We start from the raw sequence: 20,799 nt of genomic DNA on the forward strand, positions 1-20,799 counted from the left end.
AATACATTGTTATAGAGATTACGTTCTACTAATTAGAACGATATGCCTCTGAACTATCATCACCTGCGTTACTTCTGGGCGGTCGCCCATGATGGCAACCTGACCCGGACAGCCCAACGGCTGAACCTGTCGCAATCCGCGCTGTCTGTTCAGATCAAGGAGCTTGAGGAACGGCTGGGTCATCCTCTGTTTGAACGTCGCGGGCGCAAGCTGCATCTGACCGAGGCCGGGCGTATCGCGCTGGACCATGCAGACGCAATTTTTGCGACAGGGCAAGAACTTGTGGCCACTCTGCAGGATGAAGGCAACGCGCGCACGGCGCTGCGGGTTGGTGCGCAGGCGACCTTGTCACGGAACTTTCAGATTGGATTTCTGCGCCCGATGCTGGCGCGCTCAGATGTCGAGGTGATCCTGCGATCAGGCAATCCCAGCGAGTTGCTTGAGGGGCTGGAGACGCTGAATTTCGACCTTGTTCTCATGAATCATGAGCCTGCCAGTGACAGCTTGACCAGTTTTGAAACGCATCATCTTGCGGAACAGCCCGTCAGCATCGTCGGGACGCCGGCGCGACTGGATCCAAAGCGCCCGATCCGGGATCTGTTGGAGGAGCAGCCCTTTATCCTGCCCACCACCAATAGCAGCGTCCGCACGGCGTTTGATTCGATGGCCAGCCGCATGTCCGTCCGGCCTCAGATCGCGGCCGAAGTGGATGATATGGCCATGATGCGCCTGCTGGCGCGTGAAGATATCGGGCTTGCACTTGTAGCCCCGATCGTTGTGCAGGATGAGCTGTCCTCGGGCCGTCTGGTGGAGGCCGAGGAACATCCCCGCATCAATGAAAGCTTTCACGCCGTCACCTTCAAACGTCGTTTTCCCAATCCGCTGGTGCGGGAGTTGCTGACCTATAGCCTGCCTCAGTAGAAGTGGGGCAAGTTCTTTGCGCGCGCGACGCGGACCCAATTGGGCACGAAGGGGATGATCTTGTCTTGTGAGGGCACCATCATCTCGATGAAATTCGCGCCGGGATTGGCGATGGCGTCGGACAAGATGGGTTCGATATCGGCCTCGGTGGTGATCCGGGCGGTTTTGAAGCCGAACCCTTCGGCCACTTTGCAATAGTCGACCCGCCCGAAATCGGTGGTCCAGGGCTCATCCACATCGTCGAGCAGGATCGCCTCACCCCTGATCCAGCCGAACGTGTCGTTGCGGGTCAGAATGACGGTGATGTTCTTGCCGCTGCGCTTGAGGGTCTCCATGTCGCCGATGACGAACCCAAACGATCCGTCTCCGGTGAAGGAAATGACCGGGCCGTCATGGGCATAGCTCGCGCCGACTCCGGCAGGCACGGAGTAACCCAGTGCTCCCATGGAGTAGTTGGTGATGTAGCGCCGCCCCGGTTTGCGGAACGTCAGCAGCGCCGAAGGATAGATAGCGCTGACGCCGGGCTCAGACGTGACAATCGCGTCATCGGGCATGATCTGGTCCAACACCTGAGACAGCTTGACCGGTGAGATCGTGCCTTCGGGCATCGGGATGTTCGAGTTGAAGACCTTGTCCAGCGCGGTTTGTTTGATCGGGTTCAGGTCCAGTGGTGTCCGCTGAAGACCAGGATGTTCAGCGTTCAGGATTTCGACCATATATTCGATGGTTGCGCGGGCATCACCAACAAGGCCAACCTTCAGCGGGAAGGTGTTTCCAACATGCGCCTCGGCAATATCGAGGTGCAGGAAGTTTTTGGTATAGGGATCGCCATAGAGTTTCCAGTGATCCGTTCCGGCGCTGTCGGTGTTTGAACCGATGAAGAAGATCGTGTCGGCCTCAAGCAGGTATTGGTTCGAATACTCCATCCCGCCGCGACCGCCGATGACGCGCAAGGCCAGCGGGTGATCCTCGGGGATGATGCCTTTGCCGGGTGTGGTGGTGCCGACCGGGATTTGCAGCCGTTCAGCCAGTTCAAGGATTGCATCCGAGGCTTGTGAGATCAGCGCGCCCTGGCCACAGACAATCGCAGGTTTTTGCGCCGCCAACAGCACGTCGATTGCAGCGCGGATCTTGCTGTGATCCGCGACCGGCCGGTGCGCGGGATAGGTGCTGTAGTCCGGTTCGGCATACAGGTCGGTGATCTCTGCCTCTTCACCGAATATGTTGATCGGCACGCGGATATGAACGGGCGCTGGACGGCCCGAGGTTGCCACGCGAAAGGCCCGGCGGATCAGGAACGGGATATCGCGCGCATTGGTCAGCACGAAGCTTTCCTTGCAGATACTGTCATAGAGCCGGGTTTGATCGACCCCGGTCAGACCGTGCTTTTTGTCCTGATTGATCGGAATGTCCGAGCTGAAATAGATCACCGGCACCGAGCTGAGAAACGCCTCGCTAATACCTGGGGTGCAATGGGTCACACCGGGGCTGGGCGCTTCGAGCACGGCGGGGCGACCTGTGATCTTTGCGTAAGCCTCGGCCGCGAAAGCCGCGGTGCGTTCATCGCGGGTCAGCACGAACTCGATCCCGCTATTGGCGCGCCATTCCTTGTACCAGCCAATCGTTGTCTCACCGGGCAGACCGAAAACATGGGAAACGCCGTGAAGCTCCAGCATTTTCAGGATGATCTGCGCGCCATTCATGCGCGTCGTATGGGGCTGGTTCATCAGGTGGACCTTCGTTGGTGGCGTGTTTCGGGCAAACCCTTTTGAGGGGGTTTGCGCACATCGCCACCATGTCTAGGCGAGGATCGGAAGTCCAGAATTTGCTTAGCCGGCAGCGCCCTTGGTGTTCACGTGAACTGCGTAAACACTGGTGGTTGCGGTGATGAACAGCATATTGCCGCGCGGGCCACCGAAACACAGGTTCGCGACGGTCTCGGGCGTTTTCACCTTGCCCAGCAGCTCGCCGTCGGGCGAGAACACATGCACCCCGTCCGCCGCTGAGCACCAGACATTGTCGTATTGGTCTACGCGTAGCCCGTCGGGCAGACCCTTATCAATCGCGGCGAAATCGCTGGGTTTGCCAAGCCCGCCGTCCGGCTGGACATCAAAGACCTTCAGTAAAGAAGGAACGTCCGGGTCATGGCTGCTGCCGGATTCGGCGACGTACAGGCGGCCTTCATCTTTAGAGAATGCCAGCCCGTTCGGCTGCACGAAATCGCGTGAAACAATGGTGGGTTCCGGACTGTCCGGATCAAGGCGGAAGACAAAGCTGCCTTCCTGTTCGGGTTTGGCTTTGTGACCTTCGAGATCAGAGAGGATGCCGTAAGTCGGATCCGAGAACCAGATCGAGCCATCCGACCGTGTGATCACGTCGTTGGGCGAATTCAACCGGCGGCCATCATGACGGTCAGCCAGTGTTGTCAGTTGCCCGTCATGTTCGGTTCGTACAACCGAGCGGGTTGCGTGCTGGCAGGTCAGCAGTCGCCCTTCGCGATCACGCGTGTTGCCGTTGGAATAGTTCGAGTTCTGGCGAAACAGGCTGGTGCCGCCATGCGGGGTCCAGCGATACATGTGGGCATTCGGTATGTCCGAGAACAGCAACGTTTCATGCGCGGGAAACCAGACCGGCCCCTCGGTCCAGACATGGCCCGTCGCGATCCGTGCCAGCGTGAGGTTGGAGTGGATCAGGTCCCAAAACACGGGACGGATGACCTCATATGTCTGCGAATGACTCATGCGCTATATCCTTTTCGACTGGCCAGAGTGACCACACCCACAATCACAAGCCCGGTCAAAATCAGGCGAATTCCGGCGCCCAGACCGTATGAATTCAGCATCGATACGATCAGGAACATGAACAGTGCCGCCCCCCAGATGCCCGGCACGTTCGAATTGCCTCCGCCGATGGACGACCCGCCAATGACGACGACTGCAATGGACATCAGCATGTATTCGGTGCCCATGTTCAGGTTGGCCCCGCCCGAGAAGCTGGCCAGCAGAAACCCCGCCAAGGCGGCACAAATGGCTGAGTTGACATAGATGCCAAAGCGCACCGCGTTCACCGGGACCCCGCTGAGCCTTGCCGCGCGTAGGTTTTGCCCGATGGCCGAGATCCACCGCCCTGCAATTGCGCGTTCCAAAAGCAGCCATGCACAGACGGCCAGCGCAATGCCGACCCAGGCGACATTCGGAACCCCGAACGTCCCGCCCGAGGCGAACTCGGCCAGGGGTTCCGGTGGTTTGATGCGCAGCCCCCGGTTCGACCAGATCGCCAGTGATTGGTACAGGAACGAGGCGGACAGAGTTGCGATGATGGGCGGGATACGCAGTATCAGGATCAGCGCGAAGTTCACGATCCCGCAACCGATGCCTATTCCGATTGCAACCAGCAGGCCGGGCAGGATCAGCGCGGACTGCGTGTCCATGAACTTTAGCGCCAAAGTGGCGGCCAATGTCATTGTGGCTGGAACAGACAGGTCGATATTGCCGGGTCCGAGCGTGATCACCAGCATCTGCCCGATGCCGACAATAGCCGAGAAGGAGGCAAAGGTCAGCGCCGCATACAGCAGCGACCCCGCCCCGGATCCGGCCAGCAGACTGGTAGCGACAAAGGTGATCCCTGCAGCCAGATAGGCCCAGAGCCAGGGTTTCTGAACGAGTGCCCTCAACGGGTTCGGTCCGGTCTCAGGAGTGGTTTGGTCACTCATGCCGAGACCTCCTTGCGGACAAAGAACAGGCGCACGGCCAGAACGAGGATCAGGATCGCGCCCTGTGCACCGATCTGCCAATCTGGCGAGAGGCGCAGAAAGGACAGGAAACTGGCGGCAAGGGTCAGGGTCAGCGCCCCGATAACGGCCCCGAAGGGCGAGACACGACCACCGACAAATTCGCCTCCGCCAAGGATCACGCCCGCAATGGACAACAGCGTATAGCGCAGCGCGATATTGGCATCTGCTGCCGTGGTCAGGCCGACAAGGCACATGCCGGCCAGCACTCCGAACAGGCCGGCCAATCCATAGGCAGAGGCCCGCAGGCGGACGACCGACCAACCAGCGCGCTCCATGGCGCGTTCATTGCCGCCAACGCCCTGAAGGACCACGCCCACCCAGGACCGTTTGATCAACAGATGCACGGCAAAGGCCACGACCAGCGGAGCAATCACCGCAACCGGTACTAGCGGGGTTTTGAAATTCATTAGCGTTTTCAGCCACTCGGGCGACGCACCGCCGGGTGAGGGCAGTATCAGCACCGCCAGACCGCCCCAAACGAAAGACATGCCGAGTGTCACGACGATTGCGGGCAATCCGCGTATTTGGATCAAGGCCCCCAGCGCGGCATAGGCCAGAACCGCCGCGGACAGAATGCCATAGCCCAGCAGAGGCGTGTCATGCACGAATGTGGCCGTGACACAGGCGCAGAAACTGACAAAAGTGCCGATGGACAGGTCGATGTCGTTGACCATGATGATCATCATCTGCGCGATGGTCGCCAGGGCCACGGGGATCGCCAGATTGAACAGGAGGTTCAGGCCAAAATAGCTCATCGCGCGGGGTTGCAGGTAGAACACGGCCCCCAAAAGGACGGCCAGAGACAGAACGGGCAACAGAAGGCGTAAACGGTCGCTGGTCATCTCAGGCCTCCTGCATCTGGAAAGAGGCGTGCAGGATGTTCTCCTCGGTGATCTCGTCCCCTTCCAGCTCGGCGGCAATCTGACCGGCGCGGAATACGAAGACCCGGTCACATTCAAGGATTTCGTCGGTCTCGGTCGAGTACCACAGGAAACTGCGGCCTCTTGCGGCTTCTGCCTGGATCATCTGATAGACATCCTTCTTGGTGCCCACATCCACGCCGCGCATCGGGTCATCCATCACCACAATCGGCGCGGAGGAGGCCAGCGCGCGGGCAAACAGAACCTTCTGCTGGTTGCCGCCCGACAAGGACAGGATCGGGTTCAAAAGGTTGTCGGTGCGAATGCCTATACGGTCTTTCCAGGTCTGAACCATGTCCGCCTCGCTGCTTCGATCCACCATCACTTTCCGGCTGAACTCGGGCAGGGTAGTAAGCGAGAGGTTCCGCAGGATCGACCAGAGCGGCATGACCCCGTCGCGGGCGCGGTCTCCGGCGACAAAGACCACCTCGGGCTGGCGTGCGGATTTCCATTTTGGGGCGTAGTCGAAGTAGATTTGAGCCAGTGCTTCGGCCTGCCCGTGACCTGCAAGCCCGGCCAGCCCGACAATCTCACCCGCGCGGGCGTTTAGCCCATTTGCTGCCCGTACAACCTCGGCCCCGAGGGTCCGATCTGCCCGCCCGGCGCCCGAGGTGTCATCATCAGGCGCGACATGCCCCATCGCATCCACGATCGAGGCGCGCGTGAACTGGCTGGCAGGCTGGTCATCAACGATCTTCCCATCTTTCATGACGATGATCCGGGTCGAAACCTCGAAAATCTCACCCATCATGTGCGAGATGAACAGCACCGCGCCGCCCTTGGCGCAGAACCGTTTGATATGGTCCAGCAATTGTTGCGCGATGGCTGCGTCAAGGGACGAGGTTGGCTCGTCCAGAATAACAAGGGTGGGTTCTCGGTCACGGTCGGCAAAGGCGATAGCGATTTCTACCATCTGACGCTCGGCTATGGTCAGGTTTCCGACCGTTGCACGGGCGTGGATGCCATGGCCAGGAAAGACAAGATCCAACGCGTCGAGCATCTTTTGCCGCGCAACCCGCCGCCAGCCCTTGCGAGGCATGTTGCGATAGGGAATGCGCAGGTTCTCCAAAACGGTCAGGTTCGGACAGAGCGACAACTCCTGAAACACGCTGCGAATGCCTGCATTCTGCGCGTTTTGGCTGTTGCGCAGGGCGGGATCTGCGTTCCGATACTGAACGGCCCCCTGAGTCTGCGTCAGGCGGCCGTTGATCACATTCGCCAGCGTGGATTTCCCGGCCCCATTGTGGCCGACCAGTCCGACGCATTCTCCTGCGCCGATGCTCAACGTCGCATCACGCAGGGCAAGAACAGGCCCATAGGACAGATGGGCCTGCTCCAGAGAGACGACCGGAGCGGCGGTGGCTCCGGGTCCCGTATTCTCGTCGGTCTTCACGCGCTTACTGGGCCGACGCGATGACGTCCTTGGCCTGATCCTGCGTGTATTCCACGTTCGCGACCGAGCCTTTGGGCGTTGTTTTCAGGGCGTCTTTCAAACCGGCCTGATCGATTTTCAGGAAGGGTACGGTCAGGTCCTTGGGAACCTCTTGCCCATCCAGAATCTGCTGGGCGACCCAGAAGGCCAGCGTGCTGACGCCTGGCGCAATCGACAGAGAGGTTGTCTGATACCCGTTTGCGTCCTGCTCATCTGACCACCACTGAAGCTCGTCCTGACGGTTGCCCATCACGATGGTTGGCATCGTGCGATCCGTGGCCCCGATGGCCTGCGCGGCCCCATAGCCGTCACCACCCTGGGTCACGACGCCCACGATCTCGGGCAGGCTGGGCAGGATACCGGCGACGGCCTTTTGCGCCACATCCTGCGCCCAATCTCCATGGACCGAGCCCACGATCTCGAAATTGGTGTTCTTTACCTCGTCATGAATACCTGCGCTGATCTCGTCATCGACGAACACCCCGGCCAGACCGCGGATTTCCAGCAGATTGCCACCATCGGGATAGCGCTCGGCCAGGTATTTCACCTGCTCGCGCCCCATCTGCTGAAAGTCGACCGCAATGCGCCATGCGCAGGGTTCCTGAACTATGCCGTCGAAGGACACAACCGTGATACCCGCATCGCAGGCGGCTTTGACCGCACCATTGATTGCGGTGGGTGAGGCGGCGTTGATCACAATGGCATCATAACCCTGCAGGATCATGTTCTGGATCTGAGCCGCCTGTTCAGTGGCTTGATTTTCCGAGGTCGTAAAGGCGTCAGCAGCGGCGACAACACCATCCGCAACGGCCTGATCTCCGTTCTTCTGCCAGCTTTCCAGCATGGCTTGCCGCCACGAATTGCCTGCGTAGTTGTTCGACAGGGCAATGCGTTTGTCGGATGTATCCGCTTCGGCAGCCGGGGCTGTCAGGGTGATGATCCCGGCCGCAGCGCCGAGCAATATGGCCTTTAGTGTCATGTTTTCCTCCCAAAGCGGCCCAAGCGCCGCACGATTTTGGTGCCAGCCTGACGGGGCCGACGTGCCTAAAGTCTCTGAAGGGCACGCGCGGCGTAAGAGTAGGACGCGCGCATTCCTTGCGGGTTCCCGCAAATAGGCTGCGGCGACCCGCATGACACTCGATCCGCTGGTCGATATACTCGCCCATGCCGGTTGCGGCAGGCTGGCGCTGCGAAAGAGAACACATGGCCGATCTTGCCTATTATTTGCGGATTTCGAACCATCTGGCGGGCAATCTGGATATCAAATCCGCATTGCGGTCGGTCAAATCCGAGATCGTGCGCATTCTGGAAATTGACCATCTGGATGTCTGCCTGATCGACGAGGAAGGGCGGCTTAACACAAGCTATGAGGTCGGCCTGCGCACCAGTTGGAGCCGCACCCGCGCCCCGGTCGAGGTCTCGCCCGTGCGCGATATCCTGCGGGGAGATTGCGACTACATGTTGACCGGAAACGCGCCGGAGGACCCGCGATATGTGTTCGAAGGAGGGGACTATGATCCCATCCTCAAACACAATATGCGCAGCCGCGTGAATGTGGCGATGAAAGTGCTGGGCCGCACGATCGGATCGTTGAACTGTTCATCCCAAAAGCTTGATTTCTATGATGAACAAGCCGTCGAGCAAGTTCGCAATATTGCCGACATTCTGGCCCCGTATTTCTATGCTCTGCGTGCGAATGAACAGGCTCGGCGCGAGGCGATCATGCGGACCGAGGTGCAGGCGCGGGAAGAGGGGCTGCGGCTTGGGGCCCTCAGCCTGACAGACGCGCTAGAATTGGAACGCCAACGGATTGGGATGGATCTGCACGATCAGACTCTGGCCGACATGACGCGGATCAGCCGGGATTTGGAGCGGTGCGAAACGCCTCAGGACTTGGATGGGCTGCGCAGCAGTATGAGGAACTGCATTCAGGGCCTGCGTGAAATCATCGACACCTCGATTCCATCCCTGCTGGAGCTGTTCGGCTTTCAGCATGCCGTACGGACCCATCTTGAACGCGCGATTGACCCGGATGAAGGGGTCGAGATTGACGTTCGTGACCTGTCCGGCGGGATGGTCGACCGGCTGCCGCAAACCAAGCGCATCGCCTTGTTCCGTATCGCACAAGAGGCCATCAACAACGCGGTCCGGCACGCCTCGGCCAGTCGGATTGAGGTCGAGATTGTATGTCAGGACGGGCTGCGCCTTCGCGTGCGGGACAATGGGCGCAGCATGGGAGCGATTGAAATCCGGCAGGCCTCGGGCGGGCTGACGCATATGCGCACCCGCGCCCGGCTGATCGCGGCGCAGTTTGACATCCGCTACAATAGCGGGACCGAGATTACGGTCTGCCTACCAGCTTCTGAATGCCCGAAAACCGAGGTGTTGGCATGAAGGTTCTGCTGGTCGAAGACGATGCAATGCACGCGAACTACCTGCGGGAGCTGGTTCAGGATGCCTTGCCCGAGGTGACCGATCTGAGCCTCGCCTCGAACGGCCGGGAAGGGGAAGAGCAGGCCCGACAGAACGGTGTCGAGGCCATCGTCATGGACCTGCGCATGAAAGAGCGCAACGGGATTGAGGCCGCGCGGACGATTTGGTCGGAACGCCCCGCAACCCGCATTCTGTGTTGGTCCAACTACTCAGATGAGGCCTATCTGCGCGGCATTGCGCGGATCGTTCCGAAAGAGGCCGCCTACGGCTATGTTTTGAAGACGGCCAGCCCCTCACGAATGCATCTGGCCTTGCGCGCCGTTCTGATCGAGGCGCAGATCATGGTGGACCGGGAAATCCACCAGATTCAGCGAGAACAGAGCCGCTCGGGCGAGGCGCTGACGGAGGTTGAGCTGGCAATCCTATCCGATCTCGCCCTTGGGTTGCCCGACAAGACCATCGCGCTGCGTCGCAAGCTGGCCCTGAGGACGGTGCAGAACCGGCTGCTGTCGATCTATGAAAAGCTGGATGTGGGCGATTTGCCGGTGGATGCCAGCGATATCGCGATCAACAAGCGTGTCCGGGCGGTTTCAAAGGCCATGACCTCTCAGATACTGAACCGTGAGAGTATCTTTTCGGCGGAAAAAGAGCTGGGAAGCTGGCTTGAACGTCGGCAAAACCTGGGATGAAAGCCCAGCTAGTCAGATCGTGAGGATTTGAACAGGTAGAGGAACACGAACAGCGACCCGATTGAGGTTGTAACGATCCCCACCGGCAACTCTTGCGGGGCCAGAAGCAGCCGGGACAAGATGTCTGAAAGCGTCAGCAAGATGGCCCCGACGACGGCGGATGTGATCAAGAGACTGCGGTGGAGCGTTCCGGCGATGCCTCGGGCGATATGCGGAACCATCAGGCCGACAAACCCGATCACACCCGCCACCGACACAAAGCTGGCCGTGGCCAAGGCCGCGACCAGAAACATCCGAAACCGCAGGCCTTGCACCGGAATGCCCAGTGTTGAGGCCGTGAAATCCCCCGTCAGAAGCGCGTCAAGCCAGCGGCTGCGATAGAGGGAATAGCCCAAGATCAAGGCCAGTCCCAAAACGACAAGGGGGAAGGTCTCCCATCGGGCGAGACCAAGGCCGCCCAGCATCCAGAAAATAACGGAATGCGCGGCGCGGCTGTCGCCCGCGAAAATCAGATAGTTGGTGATGGCCGAAAACAGGAAAGATACAGCCAGGCCTGCAAGGATCAGCTTTTCCGGCGCGCTGGTACGCAGGCTCTGAACCAAGGCCAGAACAATGCCGGACGCGATCAGGCCTCCGCAAAAGGCCGCAAGTGGGAGGGTCCAGATGCCCAGAACATCGCCTGTTACAGTGATGACCAAGACGGCACCCGCAGCGGCCCCGGACGAAAGGCCAAACAGAAACGGGTCAGCCAAGTCATTGCGCGTTGTCGTTTGTAAAACGACCCCGACAACACCCAGCCCGGCCCCAATCACTGCCGCAAACAACGCGCGGGGCAGGCGCAGGTCAAAGACGATCCGGTGCAGAGGGGACATGTCGCCCTCAGTCGCACCAGTACCCAGTCCAATCGCGGTGAAAACCTCGGCCAAGGGGATCGGGGTAGTTCCGTAGATCGTCGACAGCAGCAAAAGGGCGGTCAGAATGACCGCCCCCAGCAGGACCGCTTGGCCCGTCTTCGTCATCTCAGCTGTTACCCCGGTGCATCGCCGTTGCCATCTTCTCGATCGCTTCGATGTTTGCCGGTCCCGGTGTCAGCTCTTCATAGCGCAGTCCGATCCAGCGCTCGTTTTTGACTGCATCGGTCTGCGACATCACCGGATGCTCCTGCAGGAACTTGAAAGTATCCGCCGCGCCGTTGCCGGTTTGATAGTCCAGCAGGACAAGGAATTCGGGGTTCGAGGCGGCGACGGCCTCCCACGAGGTGCGGCCCCAGCTGGTGTCCATGTCGTGGGTAACGTTGACGCCGCCCGCTGCTGCGATCATCGCGTCGGGAATCGCGTATTTGCCTGCGGTAAACGGCGCATCGGCCGGACCATCCAGCAGGAAGACACGGGGTTTTTCCAGATCGGCGGTTTTGGCCTCGATCGTGGCCAGTTGGTCTTTCCAGCCCGAGACCAGCGCGTTCGCTTTGTCTTCGACCTGCATGACTGTGCCGAGACGCAGAACGTCGTCAAACAGAAGATCCATGCTGGCTTCGGGGCGGTCTTTGTTCAGGTGGATGCAGCTTTCGGTCAGCACCATGGTCTTGATGCCAAAGGGCTCCAGCGTGTCGGGGGTGACGTCGCCGCCGGGTTTCATGCCGTAATACCACCCGGCAAAGAACATGTCGGGTTCGACCGCGACGAGGTTCTCGACCGTCGGGTATTTCGGAGCGAGCTCGGGAATGTCACCACGCTGCGCGTCGAAATCGGGGCTGGTCTTGTACCAGCCGGTGATGCCGGTCAGGCCAACGATGCTGTCCTGAAGACCCAGCGCAAAGGCCATGTCGGTCATGTTCATGTCATGAACCACGATCCGCTCGGGCTTGGTGTCGAACACCAGAGGTTCACCGCAATTGTCGACGGTGATCTCTTGCGCGGCAGCGCCGCCTGCCAGTGCGCTTAGGACCGCAGCGGACAAGAGTTTCTGTTTCATCAATCTCTCCTGTTAAGATGAAAGCTTTCGTTTTCGAATGTCCAGCGCGGGGATCACGCGTCCTTCGTGCTGGAAACACAAATAGTCAACACCAAAAGCCGCACCTTCGGTTCTAAATCACTGAAACAGTGCATGTTTTATCCTCTCTATGTCGAGGTTTCGGGCGAAACCCTGCGTGGTTTTGTCCGGGATTGCAACCGGATGGAGGGATATTATGCCGAGATTGACGGACGCGCGCGTGCGCGACCTGCGCGCCAGAAAAACCACACGCAATGTCAGAGACACCACCCTTGCGGGCTTTGGTGTCAGGGTTCTGCCCGGCGGCGGGAAGCGGTTCTTTTTGCACAGCCAGCACGAGGGGCAGCGTGTCTGGAAGATTTTGGGCGATCCGGCCACTATGTCGGTTGCCGAGGCCCGCGCGCGGGCGCAGGCCCTGCTGGTCTCGCTCCGGTCGGGGCAGCGCGACGGGGAGATGCTGTTTGAGAGCGTTGCGGAAGAGGCCTTCCGCCGCCATGGCCGACAGTGGAAGCCGGGCACGCTCATGGTCAACCGGAGCTATCTCAAGAACCACATTCTTCCGCGCTTCGCGGGGCAGCGCATTGCGGATATCACGCGGCAGGACGTGCGGGACTGGTTTGCCGCGATGCACGCAACGCCGGTATCGGCGGATCGCTCGATGCCAGTGCTGTCGGTCATCATGACGGTGGCCGAGATGGACGGGCTGCGCCCGGAAGGGTCCAACCCCTGCAAGGGGATCAGGCGCTACCGGCGCAGGAACAGGGAGAGGTTTCTGTCGGAGGCCGAGTTCGGACGCCTTGGCGCGGCGCTGTGCTGCGCGGCCCCATCCCCGGCCGTGCCGCTCATTCGGCTGCTGGCGCTGACGGGATGCCGGTCGAGCGAGATCAGGACACTTCGCTGGGCAGAGTATCGCGACGGGCATATCTTTCTGCGCGACAGCAAGACGGGTCCGCGCACGGTGTGGCTGTCGGAGGCGGCGCGCAGGGTCCTTGACGCGCTTGCCCGCACATCGCCTTGGGTGTTTCCGTCCGTCCGGGGTGCGGGCCCGATGCCGGGTGCGACGCTCACCCGGGCATGGTTCAGGCTGCGCGTGCAGGCCGGTCTGAGAGATGTGCGCCTGCATGATTTGCGGCACTCCTATGCAAGTGCGGCCATCGCGAGCGGGGAAACCGTTCTGGCAGCGGGTCGGCTTCTTGGGCATAACAGCCCCGAAACCACCCTCAAATACGCCCATCACACGCAAAGTGATGTGGAGAATGCCGCCGCCGCGATGGGGGCGGTTCTCGGAGGAACGCGGAGAGGAACAGGGGGAGGAACCCGGCCATGAGCAAGGTTCGGTTGACGGATGCGCGGGCACGGAGGTTCAGACCGTGTGCGCGGGAATATTGCGTGCAGGACAGCGCGGTGCCGTCCCTGAGCCTTCGGGTCTATCCCACGGGGACGAAGACATGGACCTGCACGGTGGCGGGACGCAAGGTCTCGCTGGGCCGGATTGAACTGATGCCCGCCTGCGCCGCGCGCCGGGAATGTCACCGGTTGCAGGTCGAGGGGGTCGCGCCGGTCCGGGACCTGCCCACCTACCGGGGCTTTGCGCTGGATGTGTGGCACAAGACATGGTCCACGCGCTGCAAGCCATCCACGGTCAGGGGGCGGGATCACATTCTGGCGCGGCAGCTTCTGCCCGCGTTCGGAGCGCTTCGGATTGACCGGATCACGCGACAGATCATCGAGGACTGGTTTGCCGCCTATAGCGCCTCTGCGCCCGGCGGCGCGAACCATGCGCTGAAACTTTTGCGCCAGAGCCTGAACTTTGCCCTTGAGCGCGGCCTCATCGACAGCAACCCGGCGGGTTTTGTGCTTCCGAACCGGCGCGCCAAGCTGACGCGGTTCCTGTCGCGGGATGAAATCGCGCGGCTGAACGCGGCGCTTGACCGGCACAGCGCAGGGCGCACTGGCGTGCAGGCTGACATCATCCGGCTTCTGCTGCTCACGGGCTGCCGCAAATCGGAAATCACCCATCTCAGGCGCAGCGAGGTCGATGGCAGCCGCCTCAGGCTGGAAGACAGCAAGACGGGTCCGCGGATTGTGTATCTCAGCGCCGAGGCCCGCGCCATCGTTGAGAGGCGCATGAGGGGAGCCGGGGCATATCTGTTCCCCTCGCCGCGCAACCCGGCGCGGCCCGGCTCGGGAGAGTTGAGGCTCTGGTACAGGATCAGACGGGAGATCGGCATTGAGGACGTGCGTCTGCACGACCTGCGACATTCCTATGCCAGCCAATCTGTGATGGCGGGTATTCCCCTGCCGGTGGTGTCGAAGCTCCTGGGTCACAGCCAGGTCACGATGACGCTGCGCTATGCCCACAGCGCAGACAGGGACGTCGAGGCCGCAGCCGAGCGGGTCGGGGCGCGCATTGCCGGGCTGTTGTGGTCTGGCTGAGCGCTTTGCCTGTCTTATGATGCGTGGAGGCGTCCGGTTTATTGGAAGCCCCTTCCAGTTTGCCATTCAGGGCGGGCCGTTCTGGCGGTTGGATCGTAATATGCCTGGTCATTGATGGGACCGTCTTGAAGGGCATATGCCTGGCTGGCCTTGGGTTTTGCCACAGTTCAGCCGCAGTTCTGACAATATTTTGACACTGTGGGAAATTTCTGCAACCTTTGATTGCGGCTCGTCAATAAACGCGGCGAACAAAGAGAGCAGTATGGGGATGGGGATTTTGCGCAGATCAGCGCTGTCGAGAACATTCTGAATTGTCCGGTGTAGGTAACATGCCAATTGTCCGCTTCAGTTGATTGCGCGGTGGCCCAATTCGGAGGGAGCCGTAGGCGACCGTAGATTTGGGCCACCGCGTTCGCGCCACGTCGAAGCGGGTCACGCGACTTTGTGTTTGCTATCCTCCTGTGTGATGGGTGATCCGTCAGGCTGGTAGCGGCCAATGCATCTCGGGCCGTGGAAGATGACCAGTTGACCATCGGGGTATTCGTGGACCCTGACCTTCGCCTTGACGAAATGATGACGGTGCCTGTCTGCCGCGATCTGCATGACCAGGCCCTTGTAGCGCACCGTATTGTCGTTGCCGACGACGCGGTCTTCCTGCACACACAGGGTGTCGCGCACATTGCCTGTAAACGGCACGAAGGCCGAGGTCGTATCCTCCGGCTCCTTTGCAAACAGGGCATTGTGTTCGGGAAGATAGACCTCTTTCAGGAACTGATTGGCCTCTTCAATGGTTGTGATCCCATGGGACCGCAGTTCCTGCGGCAATCGGTTCTGGAACGTGCCAAACATGCGTTCAGACCGTCCACGGGCCTGCGGTGAATAGGCCGGGATCAGCTCAATGCCGAGTTGCTGCAAGGCGCGCCCGACCTGGGTCAGATTGTCCTTGTCCACTTTGCCGCCCGCTTCGGGCGTATGCCAGTAATGAGAGCCCCGATCGGCATAGAGCGAGCAAAACAGACCTTGCGCCTCGATCACCTCTGTCAGCCCCTGAAAACTGCTCATCGTCCCTTCTTCCTCGACAAAGAATGCCGAATAAACCCGGTTGGTGGCATCGTCCATGGTGACGATCAGATCCCACCACTGACCCGGAACCCATTCATGGCTGGAGCCGTCCTGATGCAACATCATGCCAACCATCGGACGGCGGGGCCGCTTGCGCCGATGGGCACCTCGTCGGGGTGCTGCCTGAACCCGGCCGTGGCGCTGCAGTGTAAGCCGCACCCAGTTGTAGCTCTGTGTGAAACCATGGTGGGCCACCAGCTTCTCGTGGAAATGCTTCGGCGTGTAATCCCAGTACTTGGTATCAAACAGTTCAAGCATCTCCATGACCTTATCCGTGGCAACACGATTGTTGGCCAGTTTGCCAAGCCGACGGTCGTACAGACCTTCTGCACCATCCGCCTCAAATCGATCCTCCCAACGCCTGACGGTGCGCACGGATACACCCAGTATCTCAGCCGCCTGTTCTTGCGTCAGCTTGTTCGCGCTTCGCCGCGAATACACATCTTCAAACTTCATCAGTCGAACTTCCTGTAACACTTCTGCTCGGTTCATAACGCCTCCTCTCAGAGACAGAATAGAACCGGACAGATCGCATGTTACATACACCGGACATATCGCGTGTTAGCGACATTAGCGACAATCAGCGCTTGACAATGCGCAGTTGGGCGATATCGTCGCTCGTCGCTCGTCGCTCGTCGCTCGTCGCTCGTCGCTCGTCGCTCGTCGCTCGTCGCTCGTCGCTCGTCGCTCGTCGCTCGTCGCTTCATGTCTGTTGAGGGCCTGTCAGATTGGGGCGCGGTCTCACGGCGGGTAGAGCGCGCCCGGTTCGGGCTTTTCCGATATTGTGATCCCTGTCGTTGCGCTGGCGATTTTGTGCCTCGCGCAAGCTTTCGTTTGTGTTGTGCTGCATGTGTCCGGCAGACCTTGAGCCGGCATGCGGCTGCAGGCGCGTTGGCGCTCCAGCGCAGGGAAACCTGCACGACCTCGATACATCGCGCCTGTGCGGAATGGTTGAGGTTTCATTGCGTGTCAGTCGTCGCGGCTTCGGAGGCACGCTTTGCCACCCCCTTTGGCTCTCTGGCTGTCCTGCTGCTTCCGTCTTTGTTGGACAAGACAGAAAACAAAGCGTTTGCTGGCCCGATTGAGGCAGCCTTCGCTGTCTTTCGTCGCTGCTTCAGGCGCGCCCTCTGCCAATCCCTCTGCCAATCCCACTGTCATCAGGCTTCCGACTGCCCTTCATCCCCGCTCTGGCGGGCAAGACACATGCTGTAATCAACCCTTTCTTATGGAGACCCCCTCACCATGACCCAAGCACAACTTTCGACTGTATCGACTGGCGCGTCTGCGTCTCAATCCGTGATTGTATTCCCTGAAGGGGTTCAGGGTTTACTGGTTCCGCTTGGTCCGAACGTGATCGCACGCACCTTCCGGCAAGGTGATGACCTTGTGATTGTTTACCAGGATGGTCGCCAGGTTCAAATTGCCGGTTTTTTTGACACGGGTGATCGTGTTTTGGTCGCGCAGGACCCGGAGAGCGGGGATCTGTTCGAGGTCAGCCTCGCGCCGGACGGTTCCCTGATCGGGGTTGAGCCGAGGTCCGTTGCGGATATTGCGGAGCTACTTGGCGCGACGCAGGAGGAGGTTGAGGCGCTGTCTGCAGCCCATGGGGCGGATGCGGATGCCGGGTTTGCCGACAGCGATCACGTGACGCTTTCAACACAATCCGGTGTCGAACTGGCCGCAATCAATCCGGGCCTGGTCGCTGCGGGAATTCTCGGCGCAGGTGCAATCGCCGCCATTGCAACCAGTAGCGGTGGATCGAGTTCGAAGAGCGATGGCAACAACCCGACCCCAACACCGGACACAACATCGACAGAGACCACCGACCCAGGCACGACGCCTGCCCAGGGACCCGGCGGTGGTGATGCGGATAGCGACGCTGCGACTGTGACGGCGATTGACCGCGAGAATGCCTTGGGCGACATCGCGGCCTATGCCGAGGATCAGGGCAATACTGCGCCGACGGTTGATACCTACGCCACGGCGGGCGTGACGGGCGTGACGGCTGACAATCTTGCGGCAGTGAATGCGCGGGTTGCCGGGGTGGCGCGCGAGGGTGCGGACACGGTGTCTGAACTGGATGCACTGGTTACGCTGGCCAACGGCGATGTTGCGGCGGCTGCGGCTGCGGCAACAGCACTGGGGACCATCGTGGCCTATGCCGATGATCAGAGCAATCCTGCGCCGACGGTTGATACCTACACCACGGCGGGTGTGACCGGTGTGACAGCGGCCAATCTTGCGGCGGTGAATGCGCGGGTTGCCGGTGCAGATCGCGAGGGTGCGGACACGGTGGCCGAACTGGATGCGCTGGTTACGCTGGCCAACGGGGATGTTGCGGCAGCAGCGGCTGCGGCAACAGCACTGGGGACCATCGTGGCCTATGCCGATGATCAGAGCAATACTGAGCCGACGGCGGCGACCTACACCACGGCAGGTGTGGCCGGTGTGACAGATGTCAATCTTGCGGCAGTGAATGCGCGGGTTGCCGGTGCAGATCGCGAGGGTGCGGACACGGTGGCCGAACTGGATGCGCTGGTTACGCTGGCCAACGGGGATGTTGCGGCAGCAGCGGCTGCGGCAACAGCACTGGGGACCATCGTGGCCTATGCCGATGATCAGAGCAATACTGAGCCGACGGTTGATACCTACACCACGGCAGGTGTGGCCGGTGTGACGGATGCCAATCTTGCGGCAGTGAATGCGGCGATTGCAACAGGGGGCAGCAGTGCCTTTGTGCCCGATACTCTTGTGGAACCGACGGTCTTTGTTCAGGGCGTCGTGAACCGAGTGATATCCTCGTCGGAAACCGGTGATGGTGAAAACCAGACCTCACCAACAGATACAACATCTACAGAGACCCCCGATGGAACCGGCGACGGTGATGTGGGCGGGAACGCTGATGCAGCCGTGGCTGCGGCGACAGCACTGGGGACCATCGCGGATTACGCTGATGATGACGCCAACAATCCAGCGCCGACGGCGGCGACCTACGCCACGGCGGGTGTGACCGGTGTGACAGCGGCCAACCTTGCGGCAGTGAATGCGCGGGTCGCAGCCGCAGATCGCGAGGGTGCGGATACGGTGGCCGAAGTAGATGCGCTGGTTCAGCAGGCCAACGGGGATGTTGATGCAGCGGCGGCTGCAGCGACAGCACTGGGGACCATCGTGGCCTATGCCGATGATCAGAGCAATACTGAGCCGACGGTTGATACCTACACCACGGCGGGCGTGACCGGCGTGACGGATGTCAATCTCGCGGCAGTGAATGCGCGGGTTGCAGGCGCAGATCGCGAGGGTGCGGACACGGTGTCTGAACTGGATGCGCTGGTTACGCTGGCCAACGGGGATGTTGCGGCAGCAGCGGCTGCGGCAACAGCACTGGGGACCATCGTGGCCTATGCCGATGATCAGAGCAATACTGAGCCGACGGTTGATACCTACACCACGGCAGGTGTGGCCGGTGTGACAGATGTCAATCTTGCGGCGGTGAATGCGCGGGTTGCCGGGGTGGCGCGCGAGGATGCGGACGAGGTGGCCGAACTGGATGCACTGGTTACGCTGGCCAACGGCGATGTTGCGGCAGCAGCGGCTGCGGCAACAGCACTGGGGACCATCGTGGCCTATGCCGATGATCAGAGCAATACTGAGCCGACGGTTGATACCTACACCACGGCAGGTGTGACGGGTGTGACGGATGCCAACCTTGCGGCAGTGAATGCGCGGGTTGCCGGTGCAGATCGCGAGGGTGCGGACACGGTGGCCGAACTGGATGCGCTGGTTACGCTGGCCAACGGGGATGTTGCGGCAGCAGCGGCTGCGGCAACAGCACTGGGGACCATCGTGGCCTATGCCGATGATCAGAGCAATACTGAGCCGACGGTTGATACCTACACCACGGCAGGTGTGGCCGGTGTGACAGATGTCAATCTTGCGGCGGTGAATGCGCGGGTTGCCGGGGTGGCGCGCGAGGGTGCGGACACGGTGTCTGAACTGGATGCACTGGTTACGCTGGCCAACGGCGATGTTGCGGCGGCTGCGGCTGCGGCAACAGCACTGGGCGCTATCGCGGATTACGCTGATGATGACGCCAACAATCCAGCGCCGACGGCGGCGACCTACGCCACGGCGGGTGTGACCGGTGTGACGGATGCCAATCTTGCGGCAGTGAATGCGCGGGTTGCCGGTGCAGATCGCGAGGGTGCGGACACGGTGGCCGAACTGGATGCGCTGGTTACGCTGGCCAACGGGGATGTTGCGGCAGCAGCGGCTGCGGCAACAGCACTGGGGACCATCGTGGCCTATGCCGATGATCAGAGCAATACTGAGCCGACGGTTGATACCTACACCACGGCAGGTGTGACGGGTGTGACGGATGTCAATCTCGCGGCGGTGAATGCGCGGGTTGCAGGCGCAGATCGCGCGGGGCCGACGAAGTGTCCGAACTGGATGCGCTGGTTACGCTGGCCAACGAGGATGTTGCGGCGGCAGCGGCGGCATTGGATGCAGCAGCGGCTGCGGCAACAGCACTGGGGACCATCGTGGCCTATGCCGATGATCAGAGCAATACTGAGCCGACGGTTGATACCTACACCACGGCAGGTGTGGCCGGTGTGACAGATGTCAATCTTGCGGCGGTGAATGCGCGGGTTGCCGGTGCAGATCGCGAGGGTGCGGACACGGTGGCCGAACTGGATGCGCTGGTTACGCTGGCCAACGGGGATGTTGCGGCAGCAGCGGCTGCGGCAACAGCACTGGGGACCATCGTGGCCTATGCCGATGATCAGAGCAATACTGAGCCGACGGTTGATACCTACACCACGGCAGGTGTGGCCGGTGTGACGGATGCCAATCTTGCGGCAGTGAATGCGGCGATTGCAACAGGGGGCAGCAGTGCCTTTGTGCCCGATACTCTTGTGGAACCGACGGTCTTTGTTCAGGGCGTCGTGAACCGAGTGATATCCTCGTCGGAAACCGGTGATGGTGAAAACCAGACCTCACCAACAGATACAACATCTACAGAGACCCCCGATGGAACCGGCGACGGTGATGTGGGCGGGAACG

15 protein-coding genes are annotated in these 20,799 nt (G+C 60.8%); 6 read left to right on the forward strand and 9 right to left on the reverse strand.

Translation table 11 applies throughout. The annotated features are described in order from the left end of the window. Nucleotides 1-42: 42 nt before the first annotated feature. Nucleotides 43-921 (forward strand): LysR family transcriptional regulator, encoded by an 879-nt coding sequence (locus ACOERD_RS22570; RefSeq protein WP_419740541.1) that lies wholly within the window; start codon nt 43-45, stop codon nt 919-921. Here ACOERD_RS22570 and ACOERD_RS22575 read toward each other — a convergent pair. The 6 genes from ACOERD_RS22575 to ACOERD_RS22600 form a co-directional block, all read right to left on the reverse strand. Continuing rightward, nucleotides 915-2,648, reverse strand: a complete 1,734-nt coding sequence (locus ACOERD_RS22575; RefSeq protein WP_419740542.1) for a thiamine pyrophosphate-binding protein — start codon at nt 2,646-2,648, stop codon at nt 915-917. The genes ACOERD_RS22570 and ACOERD_RS22575 overlap by 7 nt on opposite strands. 102 nt (nt 2,649-2,750) lie before the next feature. Further along, complete coding sequence (locus ACOERD_RS22580) at nt 2,751-3,662, reverse strand: SMP-30/gluconolactonase/LRE family protein (RefSeq protein WP_419740543.1); 912 nt, start codon at nt 3,660-3,662, stop codon at nt 2,751-2,753. Beyond that, nucleotides 3,659-4,633, reverse strand: coding sequence for an ABC transporter permease (locus tag ACOERD_RS22585; protein WP_419740544.1), 975 nt, complete (start codon nt 4,631-4,633; stop codon nt 3,659-3,661). The genes ACOERD_RS22580 and ACOERD_RS22585 overlap by 4 nt, the downstream gene beginning before the upstream one ends. Beyond that, the gene (locus ACOERD_RS22590; RefSeq protein ID WP_419740545.1) at nt 4,630-5,556 is read right to left on the reverse strand and encodes an ABC transporter permease; all 927 of its coding nucleotides are present in this window, start codon (nt 5,554-5,556) and stop codon (nt 4,630-4,632) included. The genes ACOERD_RS22585 and ACOERD_RS22590 overlap by 4 nt, the downstream gene beginning before the upstream one ends. A 1-nt stretch (nt 5,557) precedes the next feature. After that, the gene (locus ACOERD_RS22595; RefSeq protein WP_419740546.1) at nt 5,558-7,027 is read right to left on the reverse strand and encodes a sugar ABC transporter ATP-binding protein; all 1,470 of its coding nucleotides are present in this window, start codon (nt 7,025-7,027) and stop codon (nt 5,558-5,560) included. A 4-nt stretch (nt 7,028-7,031) separates the two neighbouring features. After that, nucleotides 7,032-8,045, reverse strand: coding sequence for a substrate-binding domain-containing protein (locus ACOERD_RS22600; protein ID WP_419740547.1), 1,014 nt, complete (start codon nt 8,043-8,045; stop codon nt 7,032-7,034). 224 nt (nt 8,046-8,269) lie between these two features. On the opposite strand from ACOERD_RS22600, the gene ACOERD_RS22605 reads away from it, so the two are divergent. Continuing rightward, on the forward strand, nt 8,270-9,460 hold the full coding sequence (locus tag ACOERD_RS22605; protein WP_170679929.1) for an ATP-binding protein: 1,191 nt from the start codon (nt 8,270-8,272) through the stop codon (nt 9,458-9,460). Further along, nucleotides 9,433-10,188 carry a response regulator gene (locus tag ACOERD_RS22610; protein WP_419740548.1) on the forward strand — a complete coding sequence of 252 codons (756 nt, stop codon included), beginning with the start codon at nt 9,433-9,435 and terminating at the stop codon, nt 10,186-10,188. Before ACOERD_RS22605 ends, ACOERD_RS22610 begins: the two co-directional genes overlap by 28 nt. 8 nt (nt 10,189-10,196) lie before the next feature. Here ACOERD_RS22610 and ACOERD_RS22615 read toward each other — a convergent pair whose 3' ends face one another. Beyond that, nucleotides 10,197-11,207: a FecCD family ABC transporter permease gene (locus ACOERD_RS22615; protein WP_419740549.1), complete on the reverse strand. Its 1,011-nt coding sequence runs from the start codon at nt 11,205-11,207 to the stop codon at nt 10,197-10,199. 1 nt (nt 11,208) lies between these two features. Further along, on the reverse strand, nt 11,209-12,159 hold the full coding sequence (locus tag ACOERD_RS22620) for an ABC transporter substrate-binding protein (RefSeq protein ID WP_419740550.1): 951 nt from the start codon (nt 12,157-12,159) through the stop codon (nt 11,209-11,211). A 214-nt stretch (nt 12,160-12,373) separates the two neighbouring features. Here ACOERD_RS22620 and ACOERD_RS22625 point away from each other — a divergent pair, with 214 nt between their 5' ends. After that, a complete protein-coding gene (locus tag ACOERD_RS22625; protein ID WP_419740329.1) occupies nt 12,374-13,504 on the forward strand; it encodes a tyrosine-type recombinase/integrase in 1,131 nt (376 codons plus the stop codon). A gap of 62 nt (nt 13,505-13,566) precedes the next feature. Then, nucleotides 13,567-14,613: a tyrosine-type recombinase/integrase gene (locus ACOERD_RS22630; protein ID WP_419740133.1), complete on the forward strand. Its 1,047-nt coding sequence runs from the start codon at nt 13,567-13,569 to the stop codon at nt 14,611-14,613. A gap of 432 nt (nt 14,614-15,045) precedes the next feature. Here ACOERD_RS22630 and ACOERD_RS22635 read toward each other — a convergent pair whose 3' ends face one another. After that, the gene (locus ACOERD_RS22635; RefSeq protein WP_419737631.1) at nt 15,046-16,227 is read right to left on the reverse strand and encodes an ISNCY family transposase; all 1,182 of its coding nucleotides are present in this window, start codon (nt 16,225-16,227) and stop codon (nt 15,046-15,048) included. 750 nt (nt 16,228-16,977) lie between these two features. Here ACOERD_RS22635 and ACOERD_RS22640 point away from each other — a divergent pair. After that, the gene (locus ACOERD_RS22640) at nt 16,978-20,352 is read left to right on the forward strand and encodes a hypothetical protein (RefSeq protein WP_419740551.1); all 3,375 of its coding nucleotides are present in this window, start codon (nt 16,978-16,980) and stop codon (nt 20,350-20,352) included. The last annotated feature ends 447 nt before the right edge of the window (nt 20,353-20,799 follow it).

The organism is Ruegeria sp. (genome assembly GCF_965199275.1).
GTDB lineage: Bacteria > Pseudomonadota > Alphaproteobacteria > Rhodobacterales > Rhodobacteraceae > Ruegeria.

Bases quoted from the DNA above. Each gene is read 5' to 3' on its own strand.
- ACOERD_RS22570 (WP_419740541.1), top strand. From the start codon at position 43: ATGCCTCTGAACTATCATCACCTGCGTTACTTCTGGGCGGTCGCCCAT.
- ACOERD_RS22640 (WP_419740551.1), top strand. From the start codon at position 16,978: ATGACCCAAGCACAACTTTCGACTGTATCGACTGGCGCGTCTGCGTCT.
- ACOERD_RS22615 (WP_419740549.1), bottom strand. From the start codon at position 11,207: ATGACGAAGACGGGCCAAGCGGTCCTGCTGGGGGCGGTCATTCTGACC.
- ACOERD_RS22580 (WP_419740543.1), bottom strand. From the start codon at position 3,662: ATGAGTCATTCGCAGACATATGAGGTCATCCGTCCCGTGTTTTGGGAC.
- ACOERD_RS22620 (WP_419740550.1), bottom strand. From the start codon at position 12,159: ATGAAACAGAAACTCTTGTCCGCTGCGGTCCTAAGCGCACTGGCAGGC.
- ACOERD_RS22575 (WP_419740542.1), bottom strand. From the start codon at position 2,648: ATGAACCAGCCCCATACGACGCGCATGAATGGCGCGCAGATCATCCTG.
- ACOERD_RS22625 (WP_419740329.1), top strand. From the start codon at position 12,374: ATGCCGAGATTGACGGACGCGCGCGTGCGCGACCTGCGCGCCAGAAAA.
- ACOERD_RS22585 (WP_419740544.1), bottom strand. From the start codon at position 4,633: ATGAGTGACCAAACCACTCCTGAGACCGGACCGAACCCGTTGAGGGCA.
- ACOERD_RS22605 (WP_170679929.1), top strand. From the start codon at position 8,270: ATGGCCGATCTTGCCTATTATTTGCGGATTTCGAACCATCTGGCGGGC.
- ACOERD_RS22590 (WP_419740545.1), bottom strand. From the start codon at position 5,556: ATGACCAGCGACCGTTTACGCCTTCTGTTGCCCGTTCTGTCTCTGGCC.
- ACOERD_RS22610 (WP_419740548.1), top strand. From the start codon at position 9,433: ATGCCCGAAAACCGAGGTGTTGGCATGAAGGTTCTGCTGGTCGAAGAC.
- ACOERD_RS22600 (WP_419740547.1), bottom strand. From the start codon at position 8,045: ATGACACTAAAGGCCATATTGCTCGGCGCTGCGGCCGGGATCATCACC.
- ACOERD_RS22635 (WP_419737631.1), bottom strand. From the start codon at position 16,227: ATGAACCGAGCAGAAGTGTTACAGGAAGTTCGACTGATGAAGTTTGAA.